Raw genomic sequence first — 17,951 nt, forward strand, 5'->3', positions numbered from 1 at the left:
ATGAGTGACGATCTTTCGAAACGACGGCTCGGCCGCGGCCTTGCAGCCCTGATCGGACAGATGGACCAACCTGTTCCGGTAGATGCCGCGCCCAAGGGCGTCAGCGCGGACCGTATGGTGCCGATCGAGCATGTCAGCCGTAATCCGCGTAATCCGCGTCGGCAGTTCGATGAGGGTGATCTGCAGGATCTGGCAAGTTCGATCCGCCAGCACGGAATTGTCCAGCCGGTTGTCGTCCGCCCCGTCGAAGATCGCTATGAGATCATCGCCGGCGAACGCCGTTGGCGCGCGGCGCAACTGGCCGGGCTTCACGAAATTCCGGTTATTGTTCGTGACGTTGACGACCGGACGGCTTTGGAAATCGCCATCGTAGAAAACGTTCAGCGCGCTGACCTCAATCCGCTTGAAGAGGCCCTGGGCTACGATCAGCTAATTGCGGAATACGGCTATACACAGAACGATCTTGGCGGCATTATCGGCAAAAGCCGTAGTCACGTCGCCAACAGCCTGCGGCTGCTTAAGCTCCCGGAACCCGTCCGAGATATGCTATCGTCAGGCGATCTTTCCGCCGGCCACGCGAGAGCGCTGATCACCACATCGGATCCGGTTTCTCTTGCCCGCATGATCGTTTCCAAGGGGATGTCGGTTCGCGATGCGGAGCGTCTTGCCCAGAACGATATCAAGGCTCAGTCGGAGCCAGCAGCGGGAAAGTCGGACCAAAAGGATTCCGATACGCTGGCGCTGGAGCGCACGCTTTCCGACTCGCTTGGTCTGGACGTAAAAATCAATCATCGTGGTGGTTCCGGCCAGGTGCGGATCAACTACCGGACACTTGAGCAGCTGGAAGAGATCTGCAGGCTGTTAGAGCGCCGCTGATTAACGCTGCGCGCGAGCGGACTGTATGGCGATCGCCATAAGGGCCTGGAAGGCAATGCTGTCCTCCAGGCTTTGCTTTTGCCGGGTTTGCAGTATTGCGCCCTGAAGCCGCTCTGTCTCACGGCTTATTCCCTCTGCCTGCCAGCTTCTGAGTGCCCTTTCAATCAAGGGCTTACGCTTGAAGTGGATATGCCGACCGAGCGTCATCATCACCTGGCCCGGCTGCATCTTCTTGTCATCCATTTCTGCGCGCATGAGTTCCATCATCTGGAACTGCTTGAGGCAGGACTGGAGGACGAGGAAGATCGGGGTCTTTGACGTGCTCACCTTCTGAAGGGCATGCCGAAGTGCAGGAAGGTCGCCCGTTAGGACCGCGTCTACCGCCTCGTCTGCCGAAACACTGCTGGCGTCGCCAATGATTGCCGCAACATCTTCTTCCTCGATCGTTCCTGCGCCGCGGCAGTAAAGCGCCAGCTTGCGAATCTCGTTCCTCGACGCCGCGCGGTCGCCGCCGAGTAGGTCCAGAAGGTGACTACGTGCTGTGGAAGTGATGGCAAGGCCGTCGGCTGCCAGTTCCATGTCTATCAAAGCGTTCAGCGCGCGGACATCATCCGCATAGCAGGGAACGATTGCTATCAGCTTCGACGGTTCGGCAATCTTGCGCAGCCCGCTTCCCTTCTTCAACTCGCCTGCTTCGACAATCAGAATATTTGCGGGGGCCGGCCCATCGGCAAGCACCGACATGGCATCCAGAAGTGCCTTCTCGTTCGAGGCGCCACGCAGCCATATGAGCTTGTCGCCGCCGAACAGGCCGAGTGCGTTGACCTCGTCCAGTAGTCGACCGGGGTCATTCTGGAGGTCAGATACGCTGAGTTTCAGGGTCGCAAACGGGTCGTCCTGTACTATGCCCGTCTTTTTGGCGAGCAGAGCCGCGCGCTCAGATACAAGACCGCGGTCGGGACCATAGATCACGAAGATCCGATAGAGTTCTCTTGAACGCTCTGCGAAGCGCTCGAACTCGTGCGACTTTATTTCTGCCATGTCACTTGTGGCTGGGGCGTTTGAGGCGGCTCTTTGGCCAGCGCGATCGCAAGATCGGCGCGGATGAATTCCGCAAGCTCACGTGCCGCCCGGTTCTCCGCGTCCCGGACGGATCGAAGCTCGGCAAACTCCTGGCGCGAAACGTCTAGAAGTGCGGTTGCTCTACGAGAACCGGACTTCAGCACCTGACCATCGCTGACACGAGATATGGCGTATGTGCCAGACACAACCACGCGCCCAGGCTGCAATCCACGGGCATCCTCGTCATCCAGAATGTCGCTATAGGTCGAATAGACAGACAACTGAACCTGATACTGAGGGTTAGAAGCTTCGCCTTCCCCACCGGAAGTGAGGAAAATAAGCTGATTGCGGACGACCTGTCCTACTCGGTCGGAAGCGTCGGAGAATGCGATCGCAGCCAGCTTTGTCCCTGTCCCAGACGCTTCAGAATAAAGCGGGCGGACCTGACAAGCAGACAGCCCCGCTACGACGATCAGACCTGTGGCAAGTGTTGCAAGCCGGCGGATGGAGCGGAAGGCGTCAAACGACAATGTTCACAATCCTCTGTGGGACGATGATGATTTTTCTCGGTGCCCGCCCGTCCATTGCAGCACGCACAGCATCCAATTGTAGAACCGCAGCCTCGATGGCATCTTGAGCCGCGTCGCGCGCGATTGTCAATTCCGCACGCTTCTTGCCGTTGATCTGCACCGGTAGCGTGATCTCGTTCTCGACAACGAGCGCGGCATCATACCGAGGCCAGTCCGTGCGCGAAAGCAGCTCGTTGTTTCCGAGCACAGCCCAGCACTCTTCTGCAAGATGCGGCGTCATCGGGGCCACGATCTGAACGAGGATCTGGGCGGCATCGCGCACTGCGGCGCGATAGTCTTTGTCCCCTTCTCCAGCGATGACGCGCGTCAAAGGAGCGGCAAGACTGTTCACAAGCTCATAGATACGCGCAACTGCTTTGTTGAAGGACAACCTGTCGTAATCGTCTTGGACTGCCTTAAGCGTTTTGTGGGCAGCTTGGGAAATCGCCAGCCCCTCACCTTCCTTAGCCGGATTCGAAGATACGGTGGCAAGGTTGGGTGCAGCCTCGGAAATCAGTCGCCACATACGCTGCGTGAAACGGTGCGCACCTTCGACCCCTGCTTCCGACCATATGACATCGCGATCAGGCGGTGAGTCGGACAGAACAAAAAAGCGAGCAGTATCAGCGCCATATGAGGCGATGATATCGTCCGGATCGACGACGTTCTTCTTCGACTTCGACATCTTCTCGATCAAGCCGATCGTAATCTCCTCGCCCGTCGACATCAGCGTAGCCCGCCGCTTCCCGTCGATTTCCTCGATAGAGATATCGGCGGGAGCGACCCATTCGCCATGTGCGCCGTTGGCGCGGCGGTAGGTCTCGTGGACCACCATGCCTTGTGTGAACAGCCCCTTGAAGGGTTCCTTCACGTCCACATGGCCCGTTTCCTTCATGGCTCGCGTGAAGAAACGGGAATAGAGCAGATGCAAGATGGCGTGCTCGATGCCGCCGATATACTGGTCCACCGGGAGCCAGTGATTGGCCGCCTTCGGGTCGGTCGGGGCATCTTCCCACGGAGCCGTAAAGCGCGTGAAATACCAGCTCGAGTCAACGAAGGTGTCCATCGTGTCGGTTTCACGGCGCGCATCGGCGCCGCACTGCGGGCAGCCGACGTGACGCCAGGTCGGATGGCGGTCAAGCGGATTGCCTGGCTGGTCGAAGGTCACATCATCCGGCAGCTGTACCGGCAGGTTTTTCTTCGGCACGGGTACAACGCCGCAGACTTCGCAATGAATGACCGGGATCGGGCAGCCCCAATAGCGCTGGCGCGAGATGCCCCAGTCGCGCAGGCGGAAGTTCACCTTGCGCTCACCCTGCGGCATGTTGCCAAGCAGCGTACTTGAAAAGCGGTCGGCGACCAGCTGGAAAGCTTCTTCGGGGGTCTTGCCGTCCAGGAAGCGGGAGTTGATCATGACGCCATCGCCATCATAGGCAGTGTCGCCGATCTCGAAACCCGCAGCGTCGGCGTCTGCCGGCATGACCACCGGCACGACCGGCAGGTCATACTTACGGGCGAAATCGAGGTCTCGCTGGTCACCAGAGGGGCAGCCAAAGATCGCCCCGGTGCCGTATTCCATCAGAACGAAGTTGGCGACGTAAACCGGCAGTTCCCAGGACGGGTCGAGCGGGTGCTTGACGCGGATGCCCGTATCGATACCGTTTTTCTCGGCGGTTTCCAGCGCAGCTAGCGACGTGCCGTGGCGGTGGCATTCCTCAACGAAGGCTTCGATAGCCGGATTCTGCGCAGCGGCTTCCTTTGCAAGCGGGTGATCCGCGGCAATTGCAAGGAAAGAAGCACCAAAGAGCGTATCGGGGCGTGTGGTGTAGACCGACACCTCCGAGTGGCCGGACGGCGCGGTTCCGGAGACCAGCTGCCAGCGAATGGTCATGCCTTCCGAGCGACCGATCCAGTTCTTCTGCATCAGCCGGACCTTTTCCGGCCACTGGTCAAGTGTGTCCAGGGCGTCGAGCAGGTCTTCACTGAAGTCGGTGATTTTGAAGAACCACTGGACCAGTTCGCGCTGCTCGACCAGCGCGCCGGAGCGCCAGCCACGGCCGTCGATGACCTGTTCGTTGGCGAGCACGGTCTGATCGACCGGGTCCCAGTTCACCTTCGACTGCTTGCGATAGACCAGGCCCTTTTCCATCATGTCCAGGAAGAGATGCTGCTGGCGATGATAGTATTCCACGTCGCAGGTCGCGAACTCGCGTGTCCAGTCCAGCGAAAGCCCCATGGCCTTCAGCTGCGCCTTCATCGAGGCGATGTTCTGGTACGTCCATTCCTTGGGATGCACCTTGTTGTCGCGCGCGGCGTTTTCAGCCGGCATGCCAAAGGCGTCCCAGCCCATCGGGTGAAGGACATTGTAGCCCCTCGCCCGCTTGTAGCGAGCAACGACATCGCCCATGGCATAATTGCGCACGTGGCCCATGTGGATGCGACCCGACGGATACGGGAACATCTCGAGGACGTAATATTTCTCGCGCGGATCGGCGTTATCGGTCTCGAAGACCTTCGCCTCGTTCCATCTTTGCTGCCAGCGTGGCTCGGCCTCGCGCGGATTGTAACGTTCACTCGCCATTTAAATAATATTCCGGGAAATGCAGACAGGGATTGGCCCAGACCTTCATCATGAAACCCCTCAAGCGTCAAGTTTTACGGGTTTCAGCGCCGGTAAAGTTTCATGCATAGCCGCTTTGATCTTGGCAGACGGGAACATGCCGGTTAATCGCTGGCGGGCGCAGCAACAGGAGAGCCGGCATGACGACGGAAAAGCAGCTGAAGGATGTGTTGTCTCGGATCGCCACCGCCGAACGCCAGGCCAACCGTTCATCGGGAGCGGTTTCACTGGTTGCCGTTTCGAAGACGTTCGATGCCGATCAGATCCGGCCTGCGATCGCCGCCGGCCAGCGCGTCTTCGGCGAAAACCGCGTTCAGGAAAGCGAAGGCAAGTGGCCAGGCCTGAAACGGGAGTTCGCGGATATCGAACTGCATCTGATCGGTCCCCTGCAGTCCAACAAGGCAGCAGAAGCAGTCGCGCTCTTCGACGTGATCGAGACGGTGGACCGGGAAAAAATCGCGCGCGCTCTTGCCGATGAGATGATGAGACAGGGCCGGAAGCCGCGTCTCTATGTGCAGGTCAACACGGGCTTGGAGCCGCAGAAGGCGGGCATTCCCCCAAAGGAAACTGCTACCTTCGTGACGTTTTGCCGAACCGAACTCGGTCTCACCATCGAAGGGCTGATGTGCATCCCCCCGGCGGAGGAGAATCCCGGCCCGCACTTTGCGCTCCTCGCAAAGCTCGCAACGGAATGCGGAGTCGAGAAGCTCTCCATGGGCATGTCGGGTGATTTCGAGACAGCGATCCAATTCGGCGCTACCAGCGTGCGTGTCGGATCTGCTATCTTTGGTAGTCGCTAAGGCTCAATAGCCCTTTAGTCTGGCTTTCCAGACACTCTACCCCATCCTAATGTGGTCCCCAAGGCTGCGCTGGGACCATGGGAGGAGCAGATGCAGAGCACATATTTCGACGTCTACCGGGACTGGCAGGCGGCACCGGAAGACTTTTGGCGGCGCCAGGCCGAGAAACTTCACTGGTTCAAACCGGTCGAGAAGGTCTTTGACAAGGACCAGGGTGTCTACGGGCGCTGGTTCACCGGCGGCGAGACCAATACCTGCTACAACTGCATCGACCGTCATGTCAAAGCGGGCCGGGGGGAGCAGGACGCGCTGATATACGACAGCGCCATGAATGGCACGAAGCGGATCTTCACCTATAGCCAGGTTCTCGATGAGGTCCAGGCAATCGCCGCAGTGCTTCGTAATTGCGGTGTCGGCAAGGGTGACCGAGTGATCATCTACATGCCTATGGTGCCGGAGGCGGTGTTCTCGATGCTCGCCTGCGCGCGGCTGGGGGCGATCCACTCCGTTGTGTTCGGTGGATTTGCCGCGCATGAACTGGCAGCCCGGATCGACGACTGCGGGGCGAAGGTGGTGGTCAGCGCGAGCTGCGGCCTCGAGCCGGGGCGGGTGGTGGCCTACAAACCGCTGCTCGACCACGCGATAGACCTGGCGAAGGTGAAGCCGGATGCCTGCCTGATCCTGCAGCGGGACGAACTGCACACGCCGCTGCGCTACGAGCATGGGGATATGGACTTCAGCCGAGCGGTCGAAGCCGAAAAGAACAAGGGAACGGTCGTTCCCTGCCAACCAGTGGCGGCGACCGACCCGCTCTACATACTCTATACGTCAGGAACCACCGGCCAGCCAAAAGGGGTCGTTCGTGACAATGGCGGCCATATGGTCGCGCTCAACTGGACAATGGATAACCTCTTCGGCGTGAAACCGGGAGAGGTCTTCTGGGCCGCGTCGGATATCGGCTGGGTCGTCGGCCATTCCTACATCGTCTATGGGCCGCTTCTCGCAGGCAATACGACCGTATTGTTCGAAGGCAAGCCGGTCGGGACGCCCGACGCCGGCACCTATTGGAGAATCGTCTCGGAATACGACGTGAAGGTCCTATTCACGGCGCCGACTGCCTTCCGCGCCATCCGGAGGGATGATCCAGAGGCAGCAATGGCCGCGGAGTACGATCTCAGCGGAATGCGTGCACTGTTTCTGGCCGGCGAGCGCGCCGACACCGAAACGCTGAAATGGGCAGAGCAGGTATTGAAGGTTCCGGTGATCGACCACTGGTGGCAGACGGAAACGGGCTGGCCGATGGTCGGCAACCCGGTGGGGCTCGGGCTCCTGCCCTTCAAGCCGGGATCTCCAACGAGACCCATGCCGGGCTATACGATCCATGTACTGGACGATGAGGGACATCCGGTTGTGTCCAATACGCTCGGCAATATCGTCGTCAAACTACCGCTGCCGCCTGGCTGCCTAGTCAGCTTCTGGAATGCGGACGACCGTTTCCGGCAGACCTGCCTCGAGGAGTTTCCGGGCTACTACAAGACGGCGGATGCGGGACTGCTCGACGACGACGACTATCTCTTCGTCATGGCTCGCACGGACGACATCATCAACTGTGCCGGCCACCGCCTGTCCACGGGTGCCATGGAAGAAGTATGCGCGACACATCCGGATGTTGCGGAGTGCGCCGTCGTCGGTGTGGCGGATTCATTGAAAGGGCAGATCCCGTGCGGGTTCCTGGTGCTCAAGAACAATGTCACGCGTGAGGAGAAGCTCATCGAAAGGGAGGTCATCGACCTGATCCGCAACGAGATCGGGCCGGTGGCGGCTTTCCGCACGGTCATGGTCGTCAAACGCCTGCCCAAGACCCGCTCCGGAAAGATCCTGCGTGGAACGATGCAGAAGATCGCCGACGGGTTGCCGTGGAAGATGCCGGCGACCATCGACGATCCTGCCATTCTGGAGGAAATCATCGAGATCCTGAAAGCGCATGGCTACGCCAAGGCGTCAGACGCCGGGACGGCCGCGTAGTACTTGAAAACGTTGGATGTTGTCGATCGAAAGGCCCCGGATGAAGCCGGGGCTTTTTCGTTCGCACGGGGGCGGGCCTGCCCCCCCAAATCTTAAGCCCCACGCCAGCATATTAACTATTTGTTAACCATGGGAGAGCTACATCCTGGCAATGATTTGTTTACGTAGATGACCAAAGTGCTAACAGATGCTCGTTCTATCCGTATCAAAGGCCGCTCCTTCCTGGCGGTTGTTTTTTCCCCCGACATGCCCCTGGATGATTGGCTGAAGCGGCTCGACGACCTGGCGTCTCGATCGGCGGGCTTCTTCCTCAATCGGCCTGTGGTGCTGGATGTAAGCGACCTGCAGATCGACAGGGCAGAGCTGAAGGAACTGCTCGCAGCCTTCGCCGAGCGTAATGTCAGTATTATGGGGATCGAGGGCGCGCGGCCATCCTTGCTGGGGCCTGGAATGCCGCCCAGCCTGAAGGGCGGACGCCCTGTTTCAGAAGAGGCAATGGCAAAGGAACCGGCAGCGGAGGTCTCCGCCACTGAGATGAAATCGGCTGTGTCGGTGGGAGAGGTTCGTCAGGCCCTGCCGTCAATGATCATCCATGAACCGATCCGTTCCGGCCAGTCCGTCATTTTTCCGGAAGGCGACGTGACTGTAATCGGGTCGGTTGCCTCCGGAGCCGAAGTGATCGCCGGTGGATCAGTCCATATCTATGGCGCGCTTCGCGGCCGGGTGATGGCCGGTTCCGTCGGCAACGCCTCAGCACGAATCTTCTGCCGAAAGCTGGAGGCAGAACTCCTGGCGATCGACGGCATCTACCAAGTTGCAGAGAACATGGCGGAAAGCCTGAGGGGACAGCCCGTCCAGCTCTGGCTTGAGAACGATATGATCATGGCAGAGACACTTATCTGAGCCCAAAGGGCCGGAAAACAGGAGAGAATCTATGGGGAAAGTCATTGTGGTGACGTCGGGTAAGGGCGGGGTCGGCAAGACGACATCCTCCGCCGCGCTCGGCGCAGCATTGGCCAAGAGGGGCGACAAGGTTGCGGTTGTCGACTTTGACGTCGGCCTGCGTAATCTCGATCTGGTGATGGGTGCCGAACGCCGCGTCGTCTACGATATTGTCAACGTCATCCAGGGTGACGCAAAGCTGCCGCAGGCACTGATCCGCGACAAGCGGGTCGAAACGCTTTTCCTCCTGCCGGCCTCACAGACACGCGACAAGGATGCGCTGACGCCGGAAGGTGTGGAGGCCGTCATTGCCGAGCTGAAGCGCTATTTTGACTGGGTTATCTGCGACAGCCCGGCTGGTATCGAAAGCGGTGCCACGCTTGCCATGCGGCACGCTGACGTCGCAGTCGTGGTGACCAACCCGGAAGTCTCTTCAGTCCGCGATTCGGATCGCATCATCGGCCTGCTCGATGCAAAGACCCTGAAGGCAGAACGGGGCGAGCGGATGGAGAAGCACCTGCTGCTGACCCGCTACGACGCCAACCGCGCCGAGCGCGGCGACATGCTCAAGGTCGATGACGTGCTGGAGATCCTCTCCATTCCGCTGCTCGGGATCATTCCTGAGAGCATGGATGTCTTGCGTGCCTCCAATATTGGTGCACCGGTGACGCTTGCGGATGCAAACAGTGCACCTGCCATGGCTTACTTCGATGCCGCACGCCGCCTGGCCGGTGAGACCGTACCGATCACCATTCCGGGTGAGAAGCGTGGATTCTTCGGCAAGATTTTCGGAAGGAAGGCCGCATGAGCATTTTCGCCCTGTTTCGCAAGCAGCGGTCGGCGCCGATGGCGCGCGAAAGACTGCAGGTACTTCTTGCCCATGAACGCGCCTCGAGCAGTTCCGACCTTGTCTCCGTGCTTCGTGAGGAAATCCTGGCGGTGATCGCCAAGCACGTACAGCTCGACAACGACAAGGTGAAGATCAAGATGGACCGGGACGAGAACGTTTCGATCCTGGAGATCGACGTGGAAATCCCGCTCGATGCTACCTTGAAGGCTGCCTGATACACACGCTGCCATCCAGACAAGAAAGCCCGCCGGAGCGATCCGGCGGGCTTTCTGTATTCTGCGGATAAGGAAGCTTAGTAGCGATCGTCCTCGTCTTCGTCGCGCGGGGCCGACTTCAAGGAGCTGAGCTTGGCGAAGACGGCGTCGGCGTCGATTTCCTTTTCCTCTTCGCGATCGGCGCGATAGCCGAGGTTTTCGGTCTCGGTCGCTGATTGAAGGGTCGCACCGAGTTCAGCTGCGGTTGGCAGCGGCCGGCCCTTGGAAGCGCGCTCTACTTCAAGATCGAGATCAATCTGGCTGCAGAGGCCGAGGGTGACCGGATCCATCGGGGCAAGGTTCGCCGCGTTCCAGTGGGTGCGCTCGCGAATCTGTTCGATGGTCGACTTGGTCGTGCCGACGAGGCGGGAAATCTGCGCGTCCTTCAGCTCCGGATGATTGCGGACAAGCCAGAGGATGGCATTGGGACGGTCCTGACGCTTGGAGACCGGCGTGTAACGCGGGCCACGGCGTTTCGATTCGGGAACGCGTACCTTCGGCTCGGACAGCTTGAGCTTATGGTTCACGTCGGCCTCGCCGCGCTGGATTTCGTCGCGGGAGAGCTGGCCCGTGGCGATCGGGTCGAGACCCTTGATGCCCTGCGCCGCCTCACCATCGGCAATCGCCTTCACCTCAAGCGGATGCAGCTTGCAGAACTGGGCGATCTGATCGAAGGAAAGCGCGGTATTGTCGACCAGCCAGACCGCGGTTGCCTTCGGCATAAGCAATTGTTGAGCCATGGATATAGTTCCTCTGTCCGTCCGCGCCGGTGTCGCGGGCGTGGGTATCAACCACAATTTCCGGGAATTCGGACGGTCTATAACCGGATTGCGGTCAAATTGCAAATATCGCGCAACATGAACCGTTTGTCTAATTGATGCGCCAGTTTCAGCTGATATGTATGCAGCACGATCCGGATCTCAGGGTCCGGTTTTCGATGTGACGAATGGGGAGGAGACCATGTCCGAGAAGGTTTATCCTGTGTCGCGCGCCACCAAGAGCCTGGCGCTGATCGACAAGGAAAAATACGAGAAATGGTACGAGGAAAGCATCGAGAACCCTGACAAGTTCTGGGGCAAGCACGGCAGGCGCATCGATTGGTTCAAGCCCTATACCAAGGTCAAGAACACCTCCTTCAAGGGCAAGGTCTCGATCAAGTGGTTCGAGGACGGTCTTACCAACGTCTCCTATAACTGCATCGATCGCCATCTGAAGACGCATGGCGAGCGGACGGCGATCATCTGGGAAGGCGACAACCCGTATATCGACAAGAAGATCACCTACAACCAGCTTTACGATCAGGTCTGCCGCCTCGCGAACGTCCTGAAAAAGCAGGGCGTCAAGAAGGGTGACCGGGTCACCATCTACATGCCGATGATCCCGGAAGCCACCTATGCGATGTTGGCTTGCGCCCGTATCGGCGCCGTGCATTCGGTCGTCTTTGGCGGTTTCTCGCCGGAAGCGCTTGCCGGCCGAATCGTCGACTGCCAGTCGACCTTCGTCATCACTTGTGACGAAGGCGTGCGCGGCGGGAAACCCGTGCCTCTCAAGGAGAATACGGACAAGGCGATCCATATTGCCGCGCGCCAGTATACGACCGTCAGGAATGTGCTGGTCGTCCGCCGAACTGGCGGTAAGGTCGCTTGGGCCCCGGGTCGCGATCTCTGGTACCATCAGGAGATCGCAAGCGTGAAGGGGCATTGCGAACCGGTGAAAATGAAGGCGGAAGATCCGCTGTTCATCCTCTACACCTCGGGTTCGACCGGCAAGCCGAAGGGTGTGCTGCACACAACCGGCGGCTATCTCGTCTACGCCGCGATGACGCATGAATACGTCTTCGACTACCATGACGGGGATATCTTCTGGTGCACGGCGGACGTCGGATGGGTGACCGGCCACTCCTATATCGTCTACGGGCCGCTGGCGAACTGCGCGACAACGCTGATGTTCGAAGGCGTACCGAACTTCCCGGACCAAGGCCGGTTCTGGGAGGTTATCGACAAGCACAAGGTCAACATCTTCTACACCGCGCCGACCGCCATCCGCTCGCTAATGGGGGCGGGCGACGAGTTTGTGACGCGCTCTTCTCGCTCCAGCCTCAGATTGCTGGGCACCGTCGGCGAGCCGATCAATCCCGAAGCCTGGGAATGGTACTATCGCGTGGTCGGGGATGCTCGTTGCCCGGTGATCGACACCTGGTGGCAGACGGAAACGGGCGGCCATATGATCACGCCGCTGCCGGGTGCGACGGATCTCAAGCCAGGATCGGCAACGGTACCGTTCTTCGGGGTTCAGCCGCAACTCGTCGACAACGAGGGCAACGTGCTGGAAGGCGCCGCTGACGGCAATCTCTGCATAGCCGATTCCTGGCCCGGGCAGATGCGCACGGTCTATGGCGACCACGAGCGTTTCATCCAGACTTACTTCTCCACCTACAAGGGCAAGTACTTCACCGGCGACGGTTGCCGGCGTGACGAGGATGGCTACTACTGGATTACCGGTCGTGTCGACGACGTTCTCAACGTCTCCGGGCACCGCCTGGGTACGGCGGAAGTCGAATCGGCGCTGGTATCGCACGATCTCGTGTCGGAAGCGGCGGTTGTCGGTTATCCGCACAGCGTCAAGGGGCAGGGTATTTACTGCTATGTCACGCTGATGTCCGGCCATGATGGCGATGACACGCTACGCCAGGAGCTGGTCAAGCATGTCAGAAGCGAGATCGGCCCGATTGCGACGCCGGACAAGATCCAGTTTGCGCCGGGGCTGCCGAAGACCCGCTCGGGCAAGATTATGCGCCGCATCCTGCGCAAGATTGCCGAAGATGACTTTGGAGCGCTTGGCGATATCTCGACCCTGGCCGATCCGGGCGTCGTCGAGGATCTGATCGCCAACCGCCAGAACAAGGCGGGCTGACGCGTGAATTGAAGGCCCGCCGTGCTCGGCGGGCCTTTGCCTATCCTCGCACTTAGCGGGTTTCACATGCGGGCTTCTGCTTCCGGCCGCCGTCGTAGTCTTGCGCCAGTCCAGCCAGCAAAAGATGGTCCGCCGCCCGAATGTCGCCTGCCAGGGTAACATCCGCCACCACGCGGCCGAAATATTTGTCGCCTGAGATGCGGCTGAGCCGGACGGTCGCCGATGCCTCCGCCAGCTCCTCGAGAGCACGTCTGGCGGCAAGGCCGGCTTCCCTTATCTCCAGGCACTTTGATCGGATTTCGGGCGTATCGATGCCACGGATACGAACGTAGACTTCGACCTTCTGCTGCGGCCATGGCCGCGCCTCGACGAGCAGCGTATCACCATCGATAACGCGAAGAACCTGCGCTTCGACTGGTCCGGCAATCTCATCGCGCGGTGATGCATTCGCCGTAAACGCGACGGTTAGCTGCAGGATGGTGGACAACAGGATTCGCATTAGAGGAATAAATTCCTTAACTCGTGCGATGTCAATAGGATTAAATGTCTCTAAAAGTCGATGGCGCGGCCGTTGATCTCCCAGTCGCCGAAGCGAGCAGGGTCGGCACCGCCACGGCCGCCGATTTCCGTCGGCACTTGGGCCCGCGCTTCCGTCTGGCGACGCTCCTCTGCCTCCGCGAGGGCGCGCTTGGCTGCCGGGCTGAGAACCTTCTCTGGAGCCATGTCTTCCGTAGTCACGTTGCTATTGTCGTTGTCGGGTGCCTGCATCGTTCACTCCGTCGTGCGGAAATATTGAAAAGAATAGGGTGATAGACCACATCATAGAGCGTTCACCACCGGCAATAAAGCCGCGGGCTTCCGGAGATCGATGATGAATATGATTCGTACCGCCATGCTTCTGGCCTTCATGACGGCTCTGTTCATGGGCGTTGGATTCCTGATCGGCGGGCGCAGCGGCATGATGATCGCGTTCCTGATGGCTGCCGGCATGAACCTCTTCTCCTACTGGAACTCGGACAAGATGGTCCTGTCGGCCTATCGGGCACAGCCGGTGGACGAGCGCAATGCGCCGGAACTCTTTCAGATGATACGGCAGCTTTCCGACAATGCGGGCCTGCCGATGCCGAACGTCTATGTCTATGACAGCCCGCAGCCGAACGCCTTTGCGACCGGCCGCAACCCGCAGAATGCAGCCGTCGCAGCGTCAACCGGTCTGTTGGAAAGCCTCACTCCCGAGGAAGTGGCAGGCGTGATGGCGCATGAGCTTGCGCATATCCAGTACCGCGACACGTTGACCATGACGATTACAGCAACCCTTGCCGGTGCGATCTCGATGCTGGGCAACTTTGCCTTCTTCTTCGGTGGAAACCGGGAAAACAACAACCCGCTCGGTTTTATCGGGGTGCTGGTCGCGATGATCGTTGCGCCCCTGGCGGCCATGCTGGTGCAGATGGCGATCAGCCGGACGCGAGAATACTCGGCCGACCGGCGTGGTGCAGAGATTTGCGGAAACCCGATCTGGCTTGCCTCCGCGCTTGGCAAGATCGCCGGCTCGGCGCAGGTCATCCATAACGACGACGCGGAGCGCAACCCGGCGACGGCACATATGTTCATTATCAACCCGCTCTCCGGCGAGCGGATGGACAATCTGTTCTCGACGCACCCGAACACAGAAAACCGCATCGCAGCCCTCCAGCAGATGGCCTCCGAGTTCGGATCCGGTGGCTCGACGCCGGGCTTCGGTGCTGATAGACCCTCGCGCACCGCGCGATCCGTTCCCCAAACCGGCTGGGGCCGCGGTCCATCCGAGCCGCGCAAGGGACCCTGGTCTTGAACCAAGAAAAGCCAGCCAAAAAACCATTCAAGGCACATTCCAAGAAGAGGGTGCCGGATAGCAGCAGCGAACTGGCCGGACCTCCCAAGGCAGGGTTGGAGACGCGCATGGTCGCGTCGAAGCTCTTGTCCGCTGCCATCGACAAGAAGATTTCGCTCGACGGAATGCTGGATCCGGTCCATGGCAACCCGGCCTATAAGCAGCTGAGCGATGCTGATCGGGCGCTTGCCCGCGCAATTCTCGTCACGTCGTTGCGGCACCTGCCGCGGCTGGAGGCTGCCATAAGCGCCATGCTGGACAGTCCACTGCCGGAGGGTGCGCGTGCGCTTCATCATGTCCTCGTGGTTGCTGCAGCCCAGATACTGCATCTCGACGTGCCGTCGCATGCGGTGGTGGACGTCGCGGTGGAGCAGGCCAATCGCGACCCGCGTAACCGACGGTTCGCCAAGCTTGTAAATGCGGTCCTGCGCCGGCTTGTCCGTGAAAAGGAGGCGGTACTGGAGCAGACGGCCTCCGTTTCCCCGGTTCCAGAATGGTTTTTTGGACGACTGGCCGATGCTTACGGAATTGAAGCTGCACGCGAGATGGCCGAAGCGCAGCTTGTCCCGCCGACAATCGATCTCACCGTCAAGTCGGATCCGGAGGCCTGGGTCGAACGGTTGCAGGGGAGGTTGTTGCCGACCGGTAGTGTCCGCCTTCCCGCCTTCGAGGGTGCCGTTTCCTCCCTGCCGGGCTATGAAGACGGGGAGTGGTGGGTGCAGGATGTGGCAGCCAGCATCCCGGCCAAGCTATTCGGCGACATAAGGGGGAAGCGTATTGCCGACCTTTGCGCGGCACCTGGCGGCAAGACTGCACAGCTCGCTGCAGCGGGCGCCGAGGTGATTGCCGTAGAGCTGTCTGCCAATCGTCTTGCCCGCCTCAAGGAAAATTTCACGCGACTGGGCCTAAGCGCGCATCTTGTCCAGGAGGATCTCTTCCAGTTTGCGCCGGACGAACTGCTGGACGGCGTGCTTCTGGATGCCCCATGTTCCTCGACGGGGACGACCCGCCGGCATCCCGATGTTCTCTGGACGAAGGGTCCGGGGGACATCGCCAAGCTGGCCGCACTCCAGGCAAAAATGCTGCGTCATGCGGTCAAACTGGTGAAGCCGGGAGGCCTGATCGTGTTCTCCAACTGCTCGCTCGATCCTCTGGAAGGCGAACAACTGGTGGCCAACCTGCTGGCTGAAGACAAGGGCCTGGAGCGGGTCCCGGTTGATCCGAAGGATTGGCCCGGCCTGGAGGAGGCTGTCTCCGCAGTCGGGGAATTCCGCACCACGCCCGCAATGTTACCGGCTACAGAGGGGTTTCCTGGCGGCCTGGATGGCTTCTTCGCGAGCGTGTTGCGGCGACGGTAAGCATTTCTTTACCATAGAAGTCGATTGTATTCGAATGAACTAAAGGTTGATCCTGCCCGTATGTGCGGGCAGGTCGATCCTGCGGAGTGTTCCAGATTGATTATGCAGCTCGCGGATCGCCGGCGGTTGGTGGCCTTCGGCTTGCGGGAAACCGGCCGCCGTTTCTACCGGCGCACTGCCGGCTTGCGGCTGGCGTTGACGCCGTTTTCCAATTCCGTACCCGACCGGTTGATTGTCGCTCCGACGGACCTGCATGCCATCGACACGTTCGTGGCTGAGGAAATCGCGTATGGGCGCTTTCCACTCGCAGGCACCTCGCTTGATGCCGGCCGCCAATCTCCCTTCGCTATCGATCCTCCTTCACGCATGTTTGCCGAGCGGCTTCATTCGTTCGCCTGGCTGCGCCACATACGGGCCGAGCGAACCGAGCAGGCGTGTGCCCATGCGCGATCCATCGTCGCAAGCTGGATGACCTTGCATGGCGGTAGGGTCCGCGGGGTGGCCTGGCGACCGAATGTGGTTGCAGAACGGGTTATCGCCTGGCTGTCGCACTCAACCGTGGTTCTGCAGGGTGCGGAGGCCGGCTTCTACCGCCGGTTCATGAAGAGCCTCGCATACCAGGTGCGGTATCTCCGGCGCATTGTCCGCGGCATGCCGATGGAGGAAACGCGGCTTCGAATCCGCATTGCGCTGGCCATGGCCTCTATCTCGATGCCAACGCGTAACGCGTTCATTCGGCGCGAAGGCAGCCGGCTGGACCGGGAGCTGGAGCGTCAGATCCTCCCCGATGGCGGCCATGTCTCCCGCAATCCACGTGCGAACCTGGACCTTCTTCTCGACCTCCTGCCGCTGCGGCAAACCTATATAAACCTGGGACACGACGTACCGCCGAAACTGATACCGACAATCGACCGCATGTATCCCGCGCTGCGCTTCTTCCGGCACCAGGACGGCGACCTCGCTCTATTCAATGGTGCGACCTCCACGCCGGCGAGCGAACTGATATCCGTGCTGCGCTATGACGAGACGGCGGGCAAGCCGTTCAAATCGCTTCCACACATGAACTATCATCGGCTTTCCTCGGGCAGTGCGACCGTGATCGTCGATACGGGAAAGCCTCTGACGCCGGAACTGTCACAGAGGACACATGCCGGCTGCCTCGCCTTTGAAATGTCCGCCGGTCGCCACCGCTTCATCGTCAACTGCGGTGCGCCGAAGTTTGCCCAGCGTGATTTCAGGCAGCTTGCACGCTCAACTGCCGCTCACTCCACGGTAACCTTGAACGAGACCTCGTCCGGCCGCGTGCTGCGTTCACCTCTCTGCGGATCTTCCATCCTGACGGGCATCAGCAGCGTGGAGGCCGAACGCTGGGAGGATGACCGCGGGAATGACTGGCTTCGTGCGATCCACGACGGCTATCTGAGGGAATTCGGCTATTACCACGAGCGTGAAATCGGGCTCAGCAGCAAGGGCAACAAGATCAAGGGCCACGATCGGATGTTCAGCCCGGAGGGAGCCAAAAATCATACGAAGGCCATCCAGGCGACGGCACGCTTCCATATTCATCCGGCCATCAGCCTCTCCAGAATAGACACCGAAACGATCATGCTCGTCGCTCTCGACGGCGAGACCTGGCATTTCAGCGCACCCGGTCTGGCGGTGAATGTCGAAGAGGATATCTTCTTCGCGGATGCTTCGGGATTTCGGAACAGTCAGCAGCTCGTCATCGAATTTTCGCTACCCGAGGTCTCGGACATAAGGTGGATGTTGAAGCGGGCGGAATAGGCGTTTCTTCTTCGGGGAAGCTGT

General features: G+C 60.0%; 16 protein-coding genes. 10 read left to right on the forward strand and 6 right to left on the reverse strand.

Features of this window, described 5'->3' with window-relative positions:
• Complete coding sequence (locus LH464_RS06830; RefSeq protein ID WP_226785627.1) at nt 1–876, forward strand: ParB/RepB/Spo0J family partition protein; 876 nt, start codon at nt 1–3, stop codon at nt 874–876.
• Here the strand turns inward: LH464_RS06830 and holA are convergent, their stop codons facing one another.
• The 3 genes from holA to leuS are packed head-to-tail and all read right to left on the reverse strand — an operon-like array spanning nt 877 to nt 5,088.
• On the reverse strand, nt 877–1,917 hold the full coding sequence (gene holA, locus LH464_RS06835) for a DNA polymerase III subunit delta (RefSeq protein WP_226785628.1): 1,041 nt from the start codon (nt 1,915–1,917) through the stop codon (nt 877–879).
• The gene (locus tag LH464_RS06840) at nt 1,905–2,468 is read right to left on the reverse strand and encodes a hypothetical protein (RefSeq protein WP_226785629.1); all 564 of its coding nucleotides are present in this window, start codon (nt 2,466–2,468) and stop codon (nt 1,905–1,907) included. Before LH464_RS06840 ends, holA begins: the two co-directional genes overlap by 13 nt.
• A complete protein-coding gene (leuS, locus tag LH464_RS06845) occupies nt 2,458–5,088 on the reverse strand; it encodes a leucine--tRNA ligase (protein WP_226785630.1) in 2,631 nt (876 codons plus the stop codon). The genes LH464_RS06840 and leuS overlap by 11 nt, the downstream gene beginning before the upstream one ends.
• 179 nt (nt 5,089–5,267) lie before the next feature.
• On the opposite strand from leuS, the gene LH464_RS06850 reads away from it, so the two are divergent.
• From LH464_RS06850 to minE, 5 genes are all read left to right on the forward strand, one after another.
• On the forward strand, nt 5,268–5,927 hold the full coding sequence (locus LH464_RS06850; RefSeq protein ID WP_226785631.1) for a YggS family pyridoxal phosphate-dependent enzyme: 660 nt from the start codon (nt 5,268–5,270) through the stop codon (nt 5,925–5,927).
• Nucleotides 5,928–6,017: 90 nt separating this feature from the next.
• A complete protein-coding gene (locus LH464_RS06855) occupies nt 6,018–7,952 on the forward strand; it encodes an AMP-binding protein (protein WP_226785632.1) in 1,935 nt (644 codons plus the stop codon).
• 168 nt (nt 7,953–8,120) lie between these two features.
• Complete coding sequence (gene minC, locus LH464_RS06860) at nt 8,121–8,855, forward strand: septum site-determining protein MinC (RefSeq protein WP_226785633.1); 735 nt, start codon at nt 8,121–8,123, stop codon at nt 8,853–8,855.
• Between the two features lie 31 nt (nt 8,856–8,886).
• A complete protein-coding gene (minD, locus tag LH464_RS06865; protein WP_226785634.1) occupies nt 8,887–9,702 on the forward strand; it encodes a septum site-determining protein MinD in 816 nt (271 codons plus the stop codon).
• On the forward strand, nt 9,699–9,959 hold the full coding sequence (gene minE, locus LH464_RS06870; protein ID WP_226785635.1) for a cell division topological specificity factor MinE: 261 nt from the start codon (nt 9,699–9,701) through the stop codon (nt 9,957–9,959). The genes minD and minE overlap by 4 nt, the downstream gene beginning before the upstream one ends.
• A 77-nt stretch (nt 9,960–10,036) precedes the next feature.
• Here the strand turns inward: minE and LH464_RS06875 are convergent, their stop codons facing one another.
• Nucleotides 10,037–10,738, reverse strand: coding sequence for a DUF1013 domain-containing protein (locus tag LH464_RS06875; protein ID WP_226785636.1), 702 nt, complete (start codon nt 10,736–10,738; stop codon nt 10,037–10,039).
• Between the two features lie 220 nt (nt 10,739–10,958).
• Here LH464_RS06875 and acs point away from each other — a divergent pair, with 220 nt between their 5' ends.
• On the forward strand, nt 10,959–12,911 hold the full coding sequence (acs, locus tag LH464_RS06880; protein WP_226785637.1) for an acetate--CoA ligase: 1,953 nt from the start codon (nt 10,959–10,961) through the stop codon (nt 12,909–12,911).
• Between the two features lie 52 nt (nt 12,912–12,963).
• On the opposite strand, the gene LH464_RS06885 is transcribed toward acs, so the two are convergent.
• Both LH464_RS06885 and LH464_RS06890 read right to left on the reverse strand, forming a co-directional pair.
• Nucleotides 12,964–13,410, reverse strand: coding sequence for a thermonuclease family protein (locus LH464_RS06885; RefSeq protein WP_226785638.1), 447 nt, complete (start codon nt 13,408–13,410; stop codon nt 12,964–12,966).
• Nucleotides 13,411–13,460: 50 nt separating this feature from the next.
• A complete protein-coding gene (locus LH464_RS06890; protein ID WP_226785639.1) occupies nt 13,461–13,679 on the reverse strand; it encodes a DUF1674 domain-containing protein in 219 nt (72 codons plus the stop codon).
• 103 nt (nt 13,680–13,782) lie between these two features.
• On the opposite strand from LH464_RS06890, the gene htpX reads away from it, so the two are divergent.
• The 3 genes from htpX to LH464_RS06905 all read left to right on the forward strand — a co-directional run bounded on the left by htpX (nt 13,783) and on the right by LH464_RS06905 (nt 17,927).
• Complete coding sequence (gene htpX, locus LH464_RS06895; protein WP_226785640.1) at nt 13,783–14,745, forward strand: zinc metalloprotease HtpX; 963 nt, start codon at nt 13,783–13,785, stop codon at nt 14,743–14,745.
• Nucleotides 14,736–16,142, forward strand: a complete 1,407-nt coding sequence (locus LH464_RS06900; RefSeq protein WP_255648291.1) for an RsmB/NOP family class I SAM-dependent RNA methyltransferase — start codon at nt 14,736–14,738, stop codon at nt 16,140–16,142. Before htpX ends, LH464_RS06900 begins: the two co-directional genes overlap by 10 nt.
• Before the next feature lie 102 nt (nt 16,143–16,244).
• Nucleotides 16,245–17,927 (forward strand): heparinase II/III family protein, encoded by a 1,683-nt coding sequence (locus LH464_RS06905; protein WP_226785749.1) that lies wholly within the window; start codon nt 16,245–16,247, stop codon nt 17,925–17,927.
• Nucleotides 17,928–17,951 lie beyond the last annotated feature (24 nt).

This window comes from Pseudorhizobium xiangyangii, from assembly GCF_020531965.1.
Classification (GTDB): Bacteria; Pseudomonadota; Alphaproteobacteria; order Rhizobiales; family Rhizobiaceae; genus Neorhizobium; species Neorhizobium xiangyangii.

Coding starts and splice junctions, on each gene's coding strand:
- LH464_RS06830 (WP_226785627.1), top strand. CDS start 1: ATGAGTGACGATCTTTCGAAACGACGGCTCGGCCGCGGCCTTGCAGCC.
- holA (WP_226785628.1), bottom strand. CDS start 1,917: ATGGCAGAAATAAAGTCGCACGAGTTCGAGCGCTTCGCAGAGCGTTCA.
- leuS (WP_226785630.1), bottom strand. CDS start 5,088: ATGGCGAGTGAACGTTACAATCCGCGCGAGGCCGAGCCACGCTGGCAG.
- LH464_RS06850 (WP_226785631.1), top strand. CDS start 5,268: ATGACGACGGAAAAGCAGCTGAAGGATGTGTTGTCTCGGATCGCCACC.
- LH464_RS06855 (WP_226785632.1), top strand. CDS start 6,018: ATGCAGAGCACATATTTCGACGTCTACCGGGACTGGCAGGCGGCACCG.
- minC (WP_226785633.1), top strand. CDS start 8,121: ATGACCAAAGTGCTAACAGATGCTCGTTCTATCCGTATCAAAGGCCGC.
- minD (WP_226785634.1), top strand. CDS start 8,887: ATGGGGAAAGTCATTGTGGTGACGTCGGGTAAGGGCGGGGTCGGCAAG.
- minE (WP_226785635.1), top strand. CDS start 9,699: ATGAGCATTTTCGCCCTGTTTCGCAAGCAGCGGTCGGCGCCGATGGCG.
- LH464_RS06875 (WP_226785636.1), bottom strand. CDS start 10,738: ATGGCTCAACAATTGCTTATGCCGAAGGCAACCGCGGTCTGGCTGGTC.
- acs (WP_226785637.1), top strand. CDS start 10,959: ATGTCCGAGAAGGTTTATCCTGTGTCGCGCGCCACCAAGAGCCTGGCG.
- LH464_RS06885 (WP_226785638.1), bottom strand. CDS start 13,410: ATGCGAATCCTGTTGTCCACCATCCTGCAGCTAACCGTCGCGTTTACG.
- LH464_RS06890 (WP_226785639.1), bottom strand. CDS start 13,679: ATGCAGGCACCCGACAACGACAATAGCAACGTGACTACGGAAGACATG.
- htpX (WP_226785640.1), top strand. CDS start 13,783: ATGAATATGATTCGTACCGCCATGCTTCTGGCCTTCATGACGGCTCTG.
- LH464_RS06905 (WP_226785749.1), top strand. CDS start 16,245: ATGCAGCTCGCGGATCGCCGGCGGTTGGTGGCCTTCGGCTTGCGGGAA.